Raw genomic sequence first — 17,301 nt, 5'->3', positions numbered from 1 at the left:
TGATTAAGAGGGGAGTGAGCAATTAGCGTTCTACTTGTAGCTCAGGATTTTAACCGATGACACAAACTGGTGAAACCTTTAACTATTCCCCACTCTCCAAAAAGATATTATCTTTACTGTTCACTGTTCACAGTAAAAACCCCCCTAACCCACCCTGCTGATACGGATATCCCCCTTCCGGCTAATGTAAAGAAAACGTTACAGTAACAAGTAAAGCCCAGTAGCCAGGAAGCCGTCGATCATGTTTGAATACTTTAACCAGAAAGCTATCAAAGCGGTGATGTTCGCTCAAGAGGAAGCCCGTCGTACCGGTCACAGTGTCGTCGGTACAGAGCATTTACTGTTAGGATTGATAGGAGAAGCCACCGCCAGCGCAGCCTTAATTCTCAAGGATTTAAAAGTCACCCTGCACGAAAGTCGCCGCGTGATTGAAGGAATGACTGGCCGCGGCAGCGGTTACAGTCCCGTTAACATCCCTTTTACCCCGAAAGCGAAAAAGATGTTCGAGCAAGCATTTCAGGAAGCTCGACAATTAGGAGAACAGGCGATCGCACCTGAACATCTATTACTTGCTATCACCGCCGATCCCGAATCCCTAGCCGCTAAAATTTTAATTATGCAGGGTGTTGATTTGATCAAACTTCGCGGCCTTTTACTGAAAAACGCAGGGGAAAAAGTCGCTAGTGGTCGCTTCACGGCAAGCAGTGACTATGAAGACCAGAAAAATGCTCCCCAAGGCGGTATTTTAGCCCAATATAGTCGCAATTTAAGCCAAGAGGTCAAAAATGGCAAAATTGACCCTGTAATCGGTAGAGAGCCAGAAATCCAGCGAGTTATCCAAATTTTAGGTCGTCGCACCAAGAATAACCCGATTTTACTCGGTGCGCCGGGGGTGGGGAAAACAGCGATCGCTGAAGGGTTAGCACAACGCATCTATAATGGCGATATTCCCGAACTTTTGCGGGATAAACAGGTAATTGCCCTCGATATGGGGTCTTTACTGGCGGGAACCCGTTTTCGCGGCGATTTTGAGGAACGTTTAAAGGGTATTGTAGAGGAAGTTCGCAAATCGGGCAGTATTATCCTGTTTATCGATGAAATTCACACTCTTGTGGGTGCTGGTAGCATGGGAGGAGCCATGGATGCTTCTAACTTACTTAAACCTGCTTTAGCTCGCGGTGAGTTACAGTGTTTAGGGGCCACCACTCTCGATGAGTATAAACAGCATATTGAGCGAGATGCGGCTCTAGAAAGACGTTTTCAGCCAGTTATGGTGGGAGAGCCGACTAAAGAGCAAGCGATCGAGATTTTACGCGGTTTAAAAGCCACCTACGAGGATTTCCATCAGGTAAAATACGATCAAAAAGCGATCGAAGCTGCCGTTAATCTATCCTCTCGCTATATCAATGATCGCTTTTTACCGGACAAAGCGATCGATCTTCTCGATGAAGCAGGATCGCGCACCCATCTGCGCTATTCCCTACAAAGTAAAAGTCCCGCAGAGGTTAGCGAAGAATCACCCCTAATTAACCCCGAATCTTTAATTCCGGTGGTGGATGCGGAGGAAATCGCCCAAATTGTCGCCGCTTGGACAGGTATTCCCGTTACTCAATTAACTGAAACTGAGTCGGAATCGCTCTTAAATCTGGAATATCAACTGCACGAGCGGATTATTGGTCAACAGGAGGCAGTAAATGCCGTTTCTCGTGCTATTCGTCGAGCGCGAGTAAATTTAAAGAATCCTAACCGTCCGATTGCCTCGTTTATTTTTGCTGGTCCCACGGGAGTGGGTAAAACTGAATTAACGAAAGCCTTAGCTAAGTTACTCTTTGGCTCGGAATCCAGTATGATTCGCCTAGATATGTCGGAATTTATGGAATCCCACACGGTTTCTAAGTTAATTGGTGCGCCTCCCGGATACATCGGTTACAATGAAGGCGGTCAGTTAACGGAAGCAGTGCGTCGTCAACCCTATAAAGTAGTTTTGTTTGACGAAATCGAGAAAGCACATCCCGATGTTTTTAATCTTCTCCTGCAACTGTTAGAAGATGGTCGTTTAACCGATTCCCAAGGTCGTCGGGTGGACTTTAAGAACACCCTAATTATCATGACCTCGAATATTGGCTCAAAAGTCATCGAAAAAGGCGGTAATAGCTTAGGATTCGAGATGGCTGACGATTTTGCTCAATCGCGTTACCAACAGATTTCTAATCGGGTGACGGACGAGTTAAAACAATATTTCCGTCCCGAATTTCTCAACCGTCTCGATGAAATCATTGTTTTCCGACAGTTAACTCGCGAAGAAGTTACCCAGATTGCCGATATTCTGATCGCAGATATAGCCAAACAATTGGCAGAAAAAGGCATTTCTGTGGAAGTTACCGCCGCTTTTAAGGATTTAGTTATCAATGAGGGTTATGATCCTAGCTACGGTGCGCGGCCTTTACGTCGTGCTTTAACTCGACGCTTAGAGGATAGTTTAGCCGAGGCGATGTTATCGGGAAAAGTCAATTCTGGAGACCATGCGCTATTAGATGTAACTGCGGACGGTGTGGTGACAGTCTCTAGTCATCAGCGCTCCGAGCAGAACAATATTCTCTCGCAATTACAGTTACAACCAGTGGGTTAATCCGCTCAAAAATTGCTTTTTTTCGGGGTTGAAAATTTTTCAACCCCGATTTTTATCATCTGGGAAAAATAACTTCTAGGGGAGCGGGAATCATCTCGCTGCGAAAGTCCAGAATCTGAACTAGGATTAAATAGGCAACGGCGATTAAAATCGAAATCGCTCCCGTGATAATAGCGATAATTTTAGCAGAATTCATATAGTTAACCGTTAATTTCCTGAGATTGCGGCAAAAGCTACCGAAATTTATTCTCATCTAGGATTGCGAACCTAAACAATTGAAACTGAAGATATCTTACAGCACAATTCTCTCAGACAGTTGCGAGAAGGGAGTACAAGCTGTCCCTTGAAAATTTGACAGGAGATAGTCCTTGCGGATCAAATGAACTTAGATGTTTGGCTAAGTAAGCTTTTCGGGGCATTTTATCTCCTCGTCTTTAATCTTTTTATTATAACAGGATTTGGTCTAAAAGCCTTATCTAACAGGCTTTTAAGATTTATTCAGCTAGCCCTAGATAACTGATTACTGATTACTGTCGCGGCTGCACGGGAAACCCTTGACGCTGAAGGATTTCCGCCGCGTCTTGTCCGGGTTGATAGTTGATGCCGAGGGTAGAGGTGGCCGTATCTTCGATAATTTTGGGAGTGAGAAGAATAATCACCTCCGAGCGATCGTTGCGATTAGTACGACTGCGGAATAAAGCTCCTAAAATGGGAATATCGCCTAAAACTGGCACTTTTGACTCAGAACTCTGTTGGCGCTCTTGGATAATCCCAGAAAGAATTAAACTCTGTCCATCTCGGAGACGAATTAAACCAGAAGTTAATTCCCGACGAATCAGAGGGGTAAGGGTGTTGATTGTCAGACCACCGCTATTAAATTGAATTGGAGATCCTGGAGAGGCGATGGTAGGGCTAACCGACAGGGAAATAAAGCCGTTATCATCCACCTGATCGACGTTTACCGCTAAAGTTAATCCAGCATCGGCGAGGACGGGAGTAGTGGTGCGTTCGCCACTGAGAGGATCTACACTTGTCTGGACACTTTCTAGCACTTTCTCGGTGAGCTTAACGGTGGCTTGTTGACCTTCCTGCACCACCAGCGAGGGATCAGTGAGAATCTTGGCATTTCCTGTCTGAATTGAGGCTTGCAGGGTCATCAGGAATCTTTGGGGGTATTGGAAGAGGCCGGGTAGTCCAAATTCTACTTCCCCATCTTCTGTTACATCTGTTACACCGGGTTGAAAAGGGTTATTAAATCTTCCAAAATTAGGACGCGCATAGGGAACAACCAGCCCAGTATTTGGGTCTATGATTCTTCCCTGAGTTATATTACTAAAAGGAGCATTCTGAACATCAAAAAAAGGTGCTAGTTCTGCTTCTCCACTCCCCGATATGATATCAAGAATCGGCACAACAGGCTGTGCAAAAGCCCCCGGTCTGCCTACAGTCGAGCTAGTGGGTGGGTTGATATTACCAAAGTTCACGACTGCCGCCCCGTTATCTTGAACAAAGAAACCATCGTTAAAACCGAAGGAAAAACTACTGTTAAAACGGTCTGTATTGAGCAGGTTAACATCGATAACTTTGACATTAACCACTACCTGACGGCGACGGGCATCCAGTTGGGTTAATAAAGAGGTGGCGATCTGGACTTGTCGGGGTTCGCCAATTAAATTAATAGAATTAAGGCGATCATCGGCGGCAATTCTTAAACCGGTTAAAAGTAGGGCGGCTTGTGAGCCTTGTGTGTTTTGGGGTTTAATTGCCTCTAGAGTGGCGGGAACATCTCGGCGACCGACGACTCGTCCGGTGAGGGGATCGACGATATCCTCGGTTTTCGAGACTAAACGCTGATATTCTGCCCCTTGGGTGGCGAGGAAAGTGGCGGCATTGACGGCTTTAACTTGGTTGAGACGCAGGGTGCGGCTAATCAGATTACGAGCGCCTTGGGGTAATTGCGCCCCCACAAAGATGGTTTTGCCCTGACGGTTGGCCTGGAGTCCAGAAATTAACAACACGGCATTAAAAATGTTTTCCACCGATTCGTTAGTAAATTCCAAGGAAACTGTCTGAGAGGTGGCGTTAGTTTCCCCCTGGGCGCTGGTGAAAACGACGTTATAACCGGCATAGTTAGCAAGGGTCATTAACACTTCTCTAGCGGAAGCTTCCCGGAGTAAAACACGAGGTACGGTTATATTACGCTCGAATTTGACCTTTTCAGCACTAGCATCGATGTTAGAGATGGCAATATCTCCCACTGGTGGGGCGACGGCCCGGGGTAGGGTGGGAGCGCTGGGGGTTTGGGGTGCGCCTTGAATAATAATTTCAGGATTGGGGACAAGGGGCGCACTTTGGGCAAGTAGTTTTTCACTGGCTAAAATGCGATCGCTGATTTCCTTTTCTACGGCCGCGCTGGAAGGGACAAGCTGATTTGGCGACTTTTGTAAAGTTTCTTGACTAAACTCTTGCAAAAACTTGCCCTGAGCCAAGTCGAAGGGTTCAACTTTTGATGTAAGAGATTTTAACTCTGAACCATGGAAAAAAATGGGGGTCTCGGCCAAAGCGCTCAGGGGAGCCATCAATAAAAACGAGGCAATTTCGGGGATAAACAGGGCATAACGGGACGGATTCACTTTAACTTCACTCCTCAACGATTACGGGATTCAACGGACAAAAAACGCAATACTCACACCGGATTGAAGACTATTATTGGGAAGGACTAGCGGGGGGTTGACCTTTGGGGGGTGGGGGTGGCGCTAATTTCGCTAATTCGGCGGCACTGAGAGGAATAATTACATTGAGAAGAAAAGTTGTGGTCACGGGTTGATCACTTTGGGGAACGATAGTGGCTTTATTGTTGCCGGTACTAACCACTTTAACCGCCGCTCCCTCCTTTTCCATCTGGGTATTGAGACTGTTGAGCAAAATGAGCGGCTGTAATCTTTCTAAATCTCGAATAACCTCTTGAGTGTTAGTATAGTTCCCTTCGATCTTGACGTTAAAAGTTTGACGTTTGAGCTTATTATTAACTGCGCTACCGAGGGAACCATCGGAGACCACCACTGGTTCTAGTCGTTGGGGTTGGAAACTAATCAGCTTAACATTGCGAGACTTAAAGATATTACTAATATCTAAGAGAATGGTGCTTAAGTCCTTTTCTTTGGCAAAAAGCGAGAGTATTTGCTGTTTAATCGCTTTTTTTTGTTGCAACTGACTCTCAATTTTTTGGAATTGGGCCGGTACAAGACTGCTTTTTTGTTGATCTACCTGTTGTTGTTTGCCAGCTGCATCGTTTTGCAACTGTTGCAAGGTATTATAAGCGGGCATCACCCAGTTAAAAAGCAGATAGAAAGAGCCAAGTAAACCTAGCACAGCGATGGCGATGCCACTATTGCGGGGAGTAAAAGTTATCCCGAAAGCGATAGGATATTCGTCAAATTCCTCTGATTCCCGCTCCTCGAATTCTTCGGTAAAGGTCATGGTTGAATGGCTCCTTGGCGTTTGAGAGTATTAATTCTAGTGATCACCCCGATTGCGCCATTTCGGGCAAGATTAGGTAGTTGTTGGGTAGCGGGAGTATCACTTAATTGGGCAGCGATCACAAATTGAACCGCTTGCGGGAAAGTAACATCAATATTTTTGTACTGATTGTCCACTGTTATGGGTAAATCGGCCAGGGCAGCACTTTCGATCACCGTTTGCCTACCCTGTAGAAAAGGAGAAGCTTGTAGGGTTAAGAGATAATCATTGACTGCTTCGTAATTACTGGCAAAACCACTGATTTTTAAGCGCGTAACCTGATTCGGTTGCTCTTGATTCGGGGCAGCGGGAAACTCCACCTGTTGCACACTGGTTAGCTGGACAGTAGGGGGAGTTTGTTGACGAATTTCTTGAATAATTGCTGACCAAGGCCTAATCTGATTGAAGACATCTACTAGAGCTTTATTGTCTCCTTCTAACGCCGTTAATTGCCCTCTGAGGGTTTCTAGCTTTTTACCTTGGATTTGCAGTTGACCTAATTCCGCGTCCAGTTGCTGAATTAGGGCCTGAGTTTCGCCGGTTTGCCAACCGACGATTAAACCGAGTAATCCCGTCAGCACCAATAATCCGGCCCCCACTCCCACACCAATTAACAGGGGTGTTTGTTTACGTAGGTTAATAACTGTGGAAATCTGATCTGCGGGGGTTCCTTTCCCGGTTTGGGTAAGATGGCGATCCTTAAGAAAATTAACATCAAGACTATACATAATTTTTGTCTCTATATCTCCCGTAATCCTAAACCGAGAACTGTTCCTAATCCCGGTCTTTCGGTATTAGGAATCTCTTGAGTTGTATCTAAATTCAGTGATGCGATGGGATCGATTGCCATGGTGGGGATGCTGAGACGTTGAGTAAAGTATTCGTCTAGTTGCGCTAAACCGCCCCCGGGACCGGCTAAAAGTAATTGGACGATTTCCAGTTCATCACTTTGGTTAAGATAGAAATTAATCGATCGCCGCAATTCATCGGTTAATTCCCCTAAAACCCGCATCAGTGCCGTCATCCCGGCGTTGGTAGAGACTCTAGAAGTGCCCGGATTAGTGCTAAGACTATCAAAGGCAGTAATCGGGATTGTCATCCCCAAAAGAATCTCAGGACTGCGGGAGGTGGGCAAATTCATCGCCCTAGAGAGGGCATTTTGTAGCTGGAAAGTGCCGATGGGGACAGTGCGGGAAAATTGGGGAACGCCGTCCACCACGATGGCAATTTCCGTGTTATCAAATTCTATATCAACAATAACGGCAGCTTCATTGGAACTAAACTGTCGCAAATGCTCGCGAATCGTCCGAATTAGGGCAAAACTATTAATTTCTAGCACATCTACCTGTAATCCTGCCTGTTGGAAGGTTTCCATATAGGCATCGGTAATCTCCCGACGAGTAGCAACTAATAATACTTGTACTTTTTCGATCCCGTCTTCATCCTGAAAGTAGCCCAGTTTTTGGTAGTCGAGATCCACTTCCTCGCGAGGATAGGGAAGGTATAAACTAGCCTCATGATTTAAGACCAGCTCTCGCAATTCCCGCTCGTCCAATTCCGAAGGAATGGGGATAATCCGGATAATTGACTCACGCATCGGCACACCAGTGGCGACTCTTTTGCTGTTAATTTTATTTTCCTTGAGGACTTCTTGGATTAACTCTGCTAAAGCTGGGGAATCGACGATTTTCCCCTCCTCAAAGATGCCTTCTGGGATATCCGATGAACAGTATTTAACTAATTGATAATTTTGTCCCTGTTTGGCGATTTGAGCGACGTTAATGCGCTCTGGGGTAATCTCTAACCCAACACCTTGAGTTTTTTTTGTCAACAGCTTTTTTAAAAAACTTACCATAGATTTTCTTGGGCAGCTCTAAGGGGATTGGTGATGGACAAGGCCAATGGTTTTTCACCTGACTTGATCTAGGGTCGAACAAGGCGGTAAATCAGTGTATAAACGATTATGATTGGGTAAATTACCCAATCAAGGTGAAAATCGAGGAGGAGAGCCGCTATTTCTGCACTAATATTAACCCGATTATCTCTGTATCAGATCGAGGTTAATTTTAACTGGATAGGAGGAGAGGAAGTGCTTAATGATATTGACATTGTACTCAATTTTGCCGAAAAAAACTAAGTCCAAGCCAAAAATTGAGGATTCCCCCCCTTTTTTTTTCCGCTCCACCAGATCAAGTCAGCCCAGCCTAGTTAGAGTACCCAAATATCTCAAGAAAATTGCAATTTTTCTAAGCACTATTTTCTCTTGACTCTGGGAAACCGGCGATCAAATGCTTCTGACGGGCGTGATTTTCCCGTATAATTAGGAGTTTGCACAGTGACAAAAGAAGTTAAGGAGCGATTTTGATGGCACGAATGTACTATGATGAGGATGCCAATTTAGATTTATTAGCGGGAAAAACGATCGCTATTATTGGCTATGGTTCCCAGGGTCATGCCCACGCATTAAATCTCAAGGATAGTGGCGTTAATGTGATTGTTGGTCTATATCCCGGCAGTAAATCGGCCATCAAAGCCAAAGAAGCCGGTATTCCCGTTTATGATGTGGCCGAAGCCGCTAAAATTGCCGACTGGATCATGATCCTCTTACCGGATGAAGTGCAGAAAACGATTTATCTCAACGAAATTGCCCCGAATTTAAGCGCAGGCAAGGTGTTATCTTTTGCCCACGGCTTTAATATTCATTTTGGTCAAGTGGTTCCCCCAGCTAACGTTGATGTGGTTATGGTCGCACCCAAAGGACCGGGCCATCTCGTCCGTCGCACCTACGAACAAGGTCAAGGGGTTCCCTGTTTATTCGCCATCTATCAAGATGCTACTGGCCAAGCACGCGATCGGGCAATGGCCTACGCTAAAGGTATCGGTGGCACTCGGGCCGGGGTTTTGGAAACCACTTTCCGCGAGGAAACAGAAACCGACCTTTTTGGCGAACAGGCAGTATTATGCGGCGGTTTAAGTGCTTTAATCAAAGCTGGCTTTGAAACCCTCGTGGAAGCTGGTTATCAGCCCGAATTAGCCTATTTTGAGTGTTTACACGAGGTAAAACTGATCGTCGATCTGATCGTCGAGGGCGGTTTGGCCAAAATGCGCGATAGTATTTCCAATACAGCCGAGTACGGTGACTACACTCGTGGTCCGCGGGTGGTGACGGAAGCGACTAAGGCCGAAATGCGGAAAATCCTCCGGGAAATTCAATCGGGACAATTTGCCCGAGAGTTCGTCCTCGAAAATCAAGCAGGTAAACCGGGTTTCACCGCTATGCGTCGTCAAGAGGCAGAACATTCGATCGAAGAAGTCGGTCAGGATCTGCGGGCGATGATGAGTTGGCTAAAACGCTAGTTCTCTTTTTTTTCGGTGCGGGGTTGGACGCAACCGGGCAATTCTTGCCGTTGAGTCCGCCCCGACACCCGACCCCCGAAAGGGAAAACTTCCTACCTAATAGATTGCCTCCCGTGATTTGACCAGACCGATCGCCCGTAAACCGGCAATCACACCACCACCGATCACCATACCGACAAAGGAACGAATCAGATTTTCTATGGGAATGATCGGAATTAACGCGATCCAGACTTCTTCGGGCCAGTTAAAAATCGAGTAGGTAATGGCGACGGCCCCTAAATGGGAGAGACCGCTGGCAGTCCATGTCCCGCCAAAAATTCCCACTGCTACTAGAACAAAATTACTACTTTTGAGCCAGTAGCTAAAAAGAGTCCGGGTTGGTAGGATAAATAATAGCAAAGCCGACCAATCGACGAAAGCCCCGGCAATAAAGACTCGTGGCGAAATACCGTTCATGCCGATCGCCCGGTTAGCGTAGATAAACAGGGGAATCAGAAAAATTAACGTTAATCCTAACCACCAATAACGGCGTTTTTTGCCTAAAACCATTGTTCCCGCCACAAAACTGGCTATAATTGCCCCAAAGACTGAAATAGCGGGAATTCCTGCCGTGTAGGGGGCAAGGAAAGCCCCAATTAAGGACCCGATGCCACTAGCGATCGCTCCAGCGATCGGGCCGAGTAACCAACCCAAGAGGGGAAAAACCGCTTGACTGAGGGGCATACTACCGCCGGAAGCGAGGACAATCGAGAAGGGAATAAAAGATAGGGTAGTGACAATGGCCGCTAAGACGACAATATAGGCGATCGGCGCACCATCAATGGCGGCACTACTGACAGCTTCCACTTTGCGTTCTTTACCTTCGGGGATAATATCTAGGGTCATAGTTGCAAGGGTAATTCTAACTTTTCTATCATCCTCTGGTGGCTCTCTTATTCTTTGTGTGATCTTGCGTAGCGAGCGCGTTGCGACCAGTTTAACTTATATAGTAGCGTTCGATCTTTGTGTCCTTTGTGTCTCTGTGGTTCGTTCCATTCATTCGCCCGCAAGACTGTATCTTAGAATACATTTTACCTACCAAACCTGGGATATCTCTCTGGTTTGATCTTCTTCGGGTGATGATTGATTTTTTCCATAACAGCGCACGGTAATGTGATCTAAATCCGTTGAGTATAGGCGACATATTAGGACAGGCACTCATGCAAAAGGGAGAATAAATAATCAGTTTTTAATAACCGGATTTAGGATGACATCCAAAGAGATAAAACTCAAAAACAGTAGTGCCAGCTTTTGGCGGATATAAGCAAAAACTGACACTGTTTATCTACTGACTTTCATATATTTAAGGTCTTTATCTCGGCTGACCTCATTTTAAATCGTCTATAGTATTTACTACTTTTCCATCGTTTCCTCTATACTTAATTATTTTTTAATATTTACTTTTGTGAGGATTGGTCAGGTTTTATTAAGTAATGTTGCGGATGGAAGGAAACACCGAGAATTTGTGATAGCCATACCTCAAAATCGTGGATTGGATAAGCTTGCTCCCCCGTCAAGGGATTTACCATTGGTTTCACCAGAATGGTAAACATTCCCAGACGATTTCCCGCTAAAACATCGGTAAACAAGCGATCGCCAACCATAGCAATTTGTTGGGGGGGAAGACTCATGGCTGCCATCGCTTGCCGGAGTTTGCGTCGAGAGGGTTTCACCGCACCGAGAAGGTAGGGAAGTTGTAAATTATCAGCGATCGCACCGATGCGATTTTCACTGAGATTATTGCTTACCAACCAAATCGGTAGATCAAGACGCAAGGAATCGACCCAACGCTGTAAATCGTCAGAAACCGTCGTTTCTTGCAGGGGAACAAGAGTATCATCCACATCAAGAATCAATCCCTTAATCTGATGCTGATTCAAAATCTCCAGAGTGAGACCGAGAATCGTATCCCCTAAAATTAAATCGGGTTGTAAAATTTTTGCTCTAGTCATTAACTTCTCAAAAATAACTGGCAGCGAGTCGCTCGAACTCAGCTTCCCTCTTTAGTATAAATGAGCGACTGCCCCTGAAAATCTTGCCCGGTCAATCCCTTCACTTGGCCGCTTGAATCACCTGTAAACTGCCACCAGCGTATAATTTTTGTTGACAATCACGAAAACCGATCGCCTGTAAAGATTGGATCAGATCCCGATCGATAAACTGCCAAGCGGTATCGGTTTCAAATAATTGCAAAAATAGGGCTAAAGAAGGCCAAAAAAGCGGGTTAGTGGGTCGATGAAAATCCACGAGGGCAAAAATTCCCCCCGGTCTGAGAACTCGATACACTTCTTTCAGGATTTCCTCTAACTGCTCCGGCTCCATTTCGTGGAGAGCAGCGCTAGTATGAACAAAGGCGAATTCTCCAGCACTAAAGGGCATTTTTTCGGCCAATCCCTCCACATAATGCGCTTGCGGCACCGCTAAACTAGCTCGCTCTAGGGACCGGGGAGAGACATCTAAACCGACACAGCGATCGGATAGGGGGACTAAATAACGGGTGGTTTGACCCGCACCACAACAGAGATCAAGGATAGGGTCATTTTTAGCGATTTTTAAGCCTTCTAGGGCTAATTGCCGAAAACGGGACTCCCCGCCCACTGCTAGGGCAGCCAGACGGGAGATACCATCGTAAAGCCATTGATATTGATAACTGAGGGGACGTAAAATTGTGGCCAAGATCAACCTCCAAAATTTGATTAAGTTCTATACTGTCTGTAATTTGTTTTAACGGTTCCACCGATATATTGTTAAACTTGGTAAAGAATCTGAAAATTTAAAAATTATCTGTTAACACTATGGGTCGCGTTGGGGTTTTATTATTAAATTTGGGTGGGCCGGAGCGGTTAGAGGATGTGCGTCCTTTTCTATTTAACCTTTTTTCTGACCCAGAGATCATCCGTTTACCGATTAAAGGACTACAAAAACCGTTAGCTTGGTTAATATCGACGCTAAGAGCGAGTAAATCCCAAGAAAATTACCGTCAGATCGGTGGTGGTTCCCCTTTACTCAAGATTACGGAAGCACAGGCCACGGCACTGCAACAACGTCTTGCGGAAATGGGCCGCGAAGTGAGCGTTTATATCGGGATGCGTTACTGGAATCCCTTCACTGAAGAAGCGATCGAGCGGATTAAACGGGATCATATCAAAAAATTAGTTATTCTCCCCCTTTATCCCCAATTTTCGATCAGTACCAGTGGTTCCAGTTTTCGTGTGCTGGAGGAAATGTGGCAACAGGATCCCTATCTGCGTTTAACGGAATATACTCTCATCCCTTCTTGGTACGATCATCCCACTTATCTTAGTGCCATGGCGGATCTGATTGTGCGAGAATTAGAGCAGTGTGCTAATCCTGACCAAGTACATATCTTTTTTAGCGCCCATGGTGTCCCCCAAAGTTATGTGGAGGAAGCGGGAGATCCCTATCAAAGGGAAATTGAAGAATGCACTAGGGCGATCATGCGTACGCTCAACCGGCCCAATCAGTACACTTTAGCCTATCAAAGTCGTGTCGGTCCGGTGGAATGGCTAAAACCCTATACTGAAGATGCTTTAAAAGGGTTGGGAGAGCAGGGAATTAAGCATTTATTGATCGTGCCGATTAGCTTTGTCTCGGAACACATTGAAACTCTGCAAGAAATCGATATAGAGTACCGAGAAGTGGCAGAAGAAGCGGGAATTGAACATTTTCAGCGAGTCCCGGCTCTTAACACTCACCCGATGTTTATCGAATCTCTCTCCCAGTTGGTGGTAAGATCCCTAGAGGAAAAACCCACCACTTTCGAGCAAATTACCCATCCGAAAGCGAATATGAAAATGTATCCCCAGGAGCGTTGGGAATGGGGTATGACAACAGCAGCCGAGGTGTGGAATGGCCGATTAGCGATGATCGGTTTTCTGGCAATTATTATCGAATTAATTACTGGTCAAGGACCGTTACATTTTGTTGGTTTATTATAACCTCAAGCTTCCCTGCCATTGCTTTTGATGGTAACTATCAGAATAAGGTTGGGTTTAACTATATTTAACCCAACCATTGGCGATTTTGTCTTCTCTTAGGACATCATATTAGCAGAACGAACATTAACGTTAACTTCTAGTCTGCCATTGCCGAGCATATCTAACCCAGTGACGCTAAACAGATTAGCTTTAATCCCCCTTTCCTGAAAATTAGCCTGTAATTCTTTGATGAGAACCTCTTCCACTTTCCCTTCATCATCTGCTAGAGCTTGGACGATTTTAGCGGCGAAAGAGCCAATTTTTGCGCTTAATATTTCTTCCACATTGGTAATCTCGATAATAACCATTGATTTTTCTTCTTAGTAGAGGACAAAGAGCTTGACAAGCCAATAAGAACAGAATTTGCGAGAAAATAGAGCTGCTCTCATCTTAGGAATCAGTATAACCCGCACTGTTCCCCCCTAAACGTAAATTCCCACCCGGAAGGAGATGACTGCATGATAAACCTAGAGACCCTAGAAGGTTGGTTAAATGCTCCAGTGGAAAATGAGCGACTAGAATTTAAAGAGGCTCAAACTCAATTTGATACAAACAAACTCTTAAAATATTGCGTCGCCCTCTATCAATTATACTAAATCCGTTTAGTAACGCACAGAAAACGGGTTTCTCGGAGAAACCCATTTTCTACTCATGTAAAAGGCTTCGGCCGTGAGCTCAGCGTTCGACCGAGCGTCCGAAGTCTCACGCCAAGGTCCGAACGCCAAAAAGGGGAATAAATAATCAGTCTTTAATAACCAGATTTAGTGTTTATCTCGTTCCCTGGTTCTACCTGAAGAATAGTTTAAGGCAGCTCCTTAAATATTGTCTGTCAAGGCAGAGCCTTGGCACAAGCGAAAGGCATACAAGCAAGCATTTTCGGTTATTGAGGATTTTTTCTTTTTGCGGGTTTTTGTTTGCTGGTAGGGAGTAGGGGAGCGGTTAATTTTTCGTAGAGTTCAAAGAGGTATTCAATACGGTTTAATTCACTGGTGAAAGGTTGGGGACGATAACACAAATCAACGGCTTTGTCAAGTTTTTGGTGAGCTTTGAGCAAGTCGGGAGGCATGGTTAAAGGATCGTATAAATCCGCAAGGCTACTATCAGGATATTTTACCCTAGTATCTAGCACAGCTTGAGCGCAAGTTTCGACGGTTTGTTTTTGTTTGTCGGTGATATTTTCTGGAAAGGGGTAGTTATTATAAACGATGGTGTTTGAATAACGAAAGCGACTTTCTAATCTTCCGCAAACATATTTAACCCATGTCATGTGCATTGCTGAAGTAAGAATACCAAATAAATATAAATCAGCATTTGCAACAAAGAGACAACTATCACTAGCAATATAATCTGGACTAAAGAAACCAAATGGAATATATTTTCTATTCTCTGAAGAATGACGCGGTATTAGGATATAGCTAGTTTTTGGCTGTCTATTTTCTCCGAATAAAGTAGGAAAATTAGAGAGCTTTCTAGTTGACTCTCGGTTGCTTTTCTCTCTAGTTAATTTTACTTGCTCAACTCTCGATGCAATTATTTTTGATTTTTTTAATTCTTGTGGTTGAATATTAGTCAACCATAGACAATAACGATCCTCATTATTTAAAAATTCTTTTGCACTTAATAGGGGCTTTATCCATTTTTGAGAATCAGGTTCATTCTTAACTAATTCTTCTTTCTCAGATTGTGAAAGAATAAGATGACCACCATCATTTGGCATACTTCCAAAGTTTATTTCTGGAACAGATGAAATGGTTTTTCTTCTACTTAAAATTACCAAGTCACTACCCTCGACTAGATAAGGATTAATATTTCTGACCCTTCTTTCTGTTGGTTCACCTTTAATATCAGCATAATCAAAAATACGTTTATTGTCAATATTTTCTAGACCAAAACCAATAATAACACAATGAACTGCGGCGTTTCCTTTGGCTTCATTGCTCCAGCTAAACGTTCGATGGGCAAAATGAATTTTAATTTTATATTTTTGATAAAGCTCTTGCCAAAGAATCCCAACTTGTTCACCCTGAGAAATAGAATTTGTGCTAACTAAAGCGCAACGAATTAAACTGTTTTGAATAAATTCAGCTGCTTTGATATACCATGATGTCACATAATCTAAAACACCTGCTCCTTTAACGTCCCCTAAAACACGATTCATGTCAGCCTTTTGGTCAACATTTTGTAATTGTTTCCCAACAAAAGGAGGATTTCCTAAAATAAAATTGAGCTTCTCTTTTGAGATAACTTCCTCCCAATCAATCCGCAGGGCATTTCCATGAACAATCTTTGCCGCTTTCTTTAATGGTAAACGCACAAAATATTGACCAAAAGTATTACTAACTTTAATATTCATCTGATGATCAATTAACCACATCGCCACTTCTGCCACCCTCACTGCAAACTCATCGTATTCAATACCAGCAAACTGATTAACATCTACCTGAATAATGGTACTAATATCTGTTACTAACTGCCCCGTTTTATCTAATTTATCTAACTCCTGTAATACCAAAATCTCTAAATCGCGTAACTCCCGATAGGTAATAATTAAAAAGTTGCCGCAACCACAGGCAGGATCGAGAAAATATAAATTAGCAATCTTTTTCTGAAATTCTAGTAATTTATTGCGATTGCCTTTAATCTTCTCAAATTCTCTGTGTAAATCATCTAAAAATAAGGGTTTAATCACCTTTTGAATGTTCTTCTCGGAGGTATAATGCGCCCCTAAATTACGTCGCTCTTTTGGATTCATTACCGCTTGAAACATAGAGCCAAAAATAGCAGGGGAAATTTTTCCCCAATCAAAAGCACAAGCTTCTAATAACATGACTCGCATCTTGCTATCAAAAGCCGCCATCGGTAATGACTCCTCAAATAACTTGCCATTTATGTAGGGAAATTGAGTTAAATTTTCATCGAGATTTTTTAATCTTTTTTCTTCTGGTTTATTCAAAACCTGAAAAATAGCATCAATGTGCATCGCCAAATCACTGCCATCTTCTTTGGTATGTAGATCAATATATTCCCAGAAAATCCCCTTATTAAAAATACCCGTATCATCGGCAAATAAACAAAATAATAAACGCACTAGATAAACTTCTAAATCATGCCCCATATAACCAATTTCTTTCAGGCAATCATGAAGTTTTCCCATTAACTCGGCAGCTTGAAGATTGACGGGATCTTCGTCTTTATAAACTCGCTTTTCGTAACCAGCAATAAAATCAAATAAATGAACATTATCAACAAAATTATTTAATTCAAATTCCCATTGATTACCCGAATCTAAATCATATAATTTAAACCGTTGAAAATCCGAGACTAAAATATAACGCGGTAACTCATGTTCCTTTAAATTGGGAAAATAATCCTTAGCCTGTTGTGTGGCTTTTTCTAAATCTTTACCCTTCGATTTATGCTCAACTAAAATCGTTCCTTTCCAAAGTAAATCAATAAAACCCTGTTTATTATCGGCTTTTTTTATCGGTTGCTCAAAACTGGCTACCCTACGCCGTGAAATGCCAAAGACATGAAAAAAATCATTCCAAAAAGATTGAGATTCTGCTTTTTCTGAAGTCTCTCCTTCCCACTCTTTTTGAAAAGCGATGGCGCGATTTTTAATTTCATTCCAACTTAAAGGCATAGTTTTAATTCCTTATCTTTTGCGGGTTTGCTCAAAGATAGTAGAAAATGTTGTAGGGAGCCAGATGCAGTCAGCAAGGGATACAGATAAGTAGCTGGTTATAATTAAATTGAAGA

Annotated in this window: 14 protein-coding genes; 4 read left to right on the top strand and 10 right to left on the bottom strand. The window is 43.7% G+C overall.

Going from position 1 to position 17,301, the window contains the following annotated elements; genetic code table 11:
• The first annotated feature begins 241 nt into the window (after positions 1-241).
• Positions 242-2,629 carry an ATP-dependent Clp protease ATP-binding subunit gene (locus tag ACE3JL_RS19290; protein WP_375328160.1) on the top strand — a complete coding sequence of 796 codons (2,388 nt, stop codon included), beginning with the start codon at positions 242-244 and terminating at the stop codon, positions 2,627-2,629.
• Positions 2,630-2,684: 55 nt separating this feature from the next.
• Here the strand turns inward: ACE3JL_RS19290 and ACE3JL_RS19285 are convergent, their stop codons facing one another.
• From ACE3JL_RS19285 to pilM, 5 genes are all read right to left on the bottom strand, one after another.
• The gene (locus tag ACE3JL_RS19285) at positions 2,685-2,825 is read right to left on the bottom strand and encodes a hypothetical protein (RefSeq protein WP_174237756.1); all 141 of its coding nucleotides are present in this window, start codon (positions 2,823-2,825) and stop codon (positions 2,685-2,687) included.
• A gap of 331 nt (positions 2,826-3,156) precedes the next feature.
• A complete protein-coding gene (locus tag ACE3JL_RS19280; RefSeq protein WP_375328159.1) occupies positions 3,157-5,262 on the bottom strand; it encodes a secretin N-terminal domain-containing protein in 2,106 nt (701 codons plus the stop codon).
• 73 nt (positions 5,263-5,335) lie between these two features.
• On the bottom strand, positions 5,336-6,109 hold the full coding sequence (locus ACE3JL_RS19275) for a pilus assembly protein (protein ID WP_271988842.1): 774 nt from the start codon (positions 6,107-6,109) through the stop codon (positions 5,336-5,338).
• Positions 6,106-6,876 (bottom strand): PilN domain-containing protein, encoded by a 771-nt coding sequence (locus ACE3JL_RS19270; protein ID WP_271988840.1) that lies wholly within the window; start codon positions 6,874-6,876, stop codon positions 6,106-6,108. The genes ACE3JL_RS19275 and ACE3JL_RS19270 overlap by 4 nt, the downstream gene beginning before the upstream one ends.
• Before the next feature lie 11 nt (positions 6,877-6,887).
• Complete coding sequence (gene pilM / locus ACE3JL_RS19265) at positions 6,888-8,003, bottom strand: type IV pilus assembly protein PilM (protein WP_150975668.1); 1,116 nt, start codon at positions 8,001-8,003, stop codon at positions 6,888-6,890.
• Between the two features lie 509 nt (positions 8,004-8,512).
• Here pilM and ilvC point away from each other — a divergent pair.
• Positions 8,513-9,505: a ketol-acid reductoisomerase gene (ilvC, locus tag ACE3JL_RS19260; protein WP_271988836.1), complete on the top strand. Its 993-nt coding sequence runs from the start codon at positions 8,513-8,515 to the stop codon at positions 9,503-9,505.
• A gap of 96 nt (positions 9,506-9,601) precedes the next feature.
• Here the strand turns inward: ilvC and ACE3JL_RS19255 are convergent, their stop codons facing one another.
• The 3 genes from ACE3JL_RS19255 to ACE3JL_RS19245 form a co-directional block, all read right to left on the bottom strand.
• The gene (locus ACE3JL_RS19255) at positions 9,602-10,390 is read right to left on the bottom strand and encodes an ECF transporter S component (RefSeq protein WP_271988834.1); all 789 of its coding nucleotides are present in this window, start codon (positions 10,388-10,390) and stop codon (positions 9,602-9,604) included.
• A 551-nt stretch (positions 10,391-10,941) separates the two neighbouring features.
• Positions 10,942-11,496, bottom strand: a complete 555-nt coding sequence (locus ACE3JL_RS19250) for a YqeG family HAD IIIA-type phosphatase (protein ID WP_271988833.1) — start codon at positions 11,494-11,496, stop codon at positions 10,942-10,944.
• Positions 11,497-11,596: 100 nt separating this feature from the next.
• Positions 11,597-12,220, bottom strand: a complete 624-nt coding sequence (locus ACE3JL_RS19245) for a class I SAM-dependent methyltransferase (protein ID WP_271988831.1) — start codon at positions 12,218-12,220, stop codon at positions 11,597-11,599.
• Between the two features lie 119 nt (positions 12,221-12,339).
• On the opposite strand from ACE3JL_RS19245, the gene hemH reads away from it, so the two are divergent.
• Complete coding sequence (gene hemH / locus ACE3JL_RS19240; protein WP_271988829.1) at positions 12,340-13,503, top strand: ferrochelatase; 1,164 nt, start codon at positions 12,340-12,342, stop codon at positions 13,501-13,503.
• Between the two features lie 95 nt (positions 13,504-13,598).
• Here the strand turns inward: hemH and ACE3JL_RS19235 are convergent, their stop codons facing one another.
• Complete coding sequence (locus ACE3JL_RS19235; protein WP_002739055.1) at positions 13,599-13,850, bottom strand: hypothetical protein; 252 nt, start codon at positions 13,848-13,850, stop codon at positions 13,599-13,601.
• 150 nt (positions 13,851-14,000) lie between these two features.
• On the opposite strand from ACE3JL_RS19235, the gene ACE3JL_RS19230 reads away from it, so the two are divergent.
• Positions 14,001-14,138, top strand: coding sequence for a hypothetical protein (locus ACE3JL_RS19230; protein ID WP_271988828.1), 138 nt, complete (start codon positions 14,001-14,003; stop codon positions 14,136-14,138).
• A 284-nt stretch (positions 14,139-14,422) separates the two neighbouring features.
• Here ACE3JL_RS19230 and ACE3JL_RS19225 read toward each other — a convergent pair whose 3' ends face one another.
• Positions 14,423-17,185 carry a class I SAM-dependent DNA methyltransferase gene (locus ACE3JL_RS19225; RefSeq protein WP_375328158.1) on the bottom strand — a complete coding sequence of 921 codons (2,763 nt, stop codon included), beginning with the start codon at positions 17,183-17,185 and terminating at the stop codon, positions 14,423-14,425.
• Between the last annotated feature and the right edge of the window lie 116 nt (positions 17,186-17,301).

Origin of the sequence: Microcystis sp. BLCC-F210 (genome assembly GCF_042134685.1) — a bacterium.
GTDB lineage: Bacteria > Cyanobacteriota > Cyanobacteriia > Cyanobacteriales > Microcystaceae > Microcystis > Microcystis aeruginosa_D.
This window is presented reverse-complemented; position numbering and strand designations above follow the sequence as displayed.

Coding starts and splice junctions, on each gene's coding strand:
- pilM (WP_150975668.1), bottom strand. CDS start 8,003: ATGGTAAGTTTTTTAAAAAAGCTGTTGACAAAAAAAACTCAAGGTGTT.
- ACE3JL_RS19250 (WP_271988833.1), bottom strand. CDS start 11,496: ATGACTAGAGCAAAAATTTTACAACCCGATTTAATTTTAGGGGATACG.
- ACE3JL_RS19270 (WP_271988840.1), bottom strand. CDS start 6,876: ATGTATAGTCTTGATGTTAATTTTCTTAAGGATCGCCATCTTACCCAA.
- ACE3JL_RS19225 (WP_375328158.1), bottom strand. CDS start 17,185: ATGCCTTTAAGTTGGAATGAAATTAAAAATCGCGCCATCGCTTTTCAA.
- ilvC (WP_271988836.1), top strand. CDS start 8,513: ATGGCACGAATGTACTATGATGAGGATGCCAATTTAGATTTATTAGCG.
- ACE3JL_RS19230 (WP_271988828.1), top strand. CDS start 14,001: ATGATAAACCTAGAGACCCTAGAAGGTTGGTTAAATGCTCCAGTGGAA.
- ACE3JL_RS19275 (WP_271988842.1), bottom strand. CDS start 6,109: ATGACCTTTACCGAAGAATTCGAGGAGCGGGAATCAGAGGAATTTGAC.
- ACE3JL_RS19235 (WP_002739055.1), bottom strand. CDS start 13,850: ATGGTTATTATCGAGATTACCAATGTGGAAGAAATATTAAGCGCAAAA.
- ACE3JL_RS19290 (WP_375328160.1), top strand. CDS start 242: ATGTTTGAATACTTTAACCAGAAAGCTATCAAAGCGGTGATGTTCGCT.
- ACE3JL_RS19285 (WP_174237756.1), bottom strand. CDS start 2,825: ATGAATTCTGCTAAAATTATCGCTATTATCACGGGAGCGATTTCGATT.
- hemH (WP_271988829.1), top strand. CDS start 12,340: ATGGGTCGCGTTGGGGTTTTATTATTAAATTTGGGTGGGCCGGAGCGG.
- ACE3JL_RS19255 (WP_271988834.1), bottom strand. CDS start 10,390: ATGACCCTAGATATTATCCCCGAAGGTAAAGAACGCAAAGTGGAAGCT.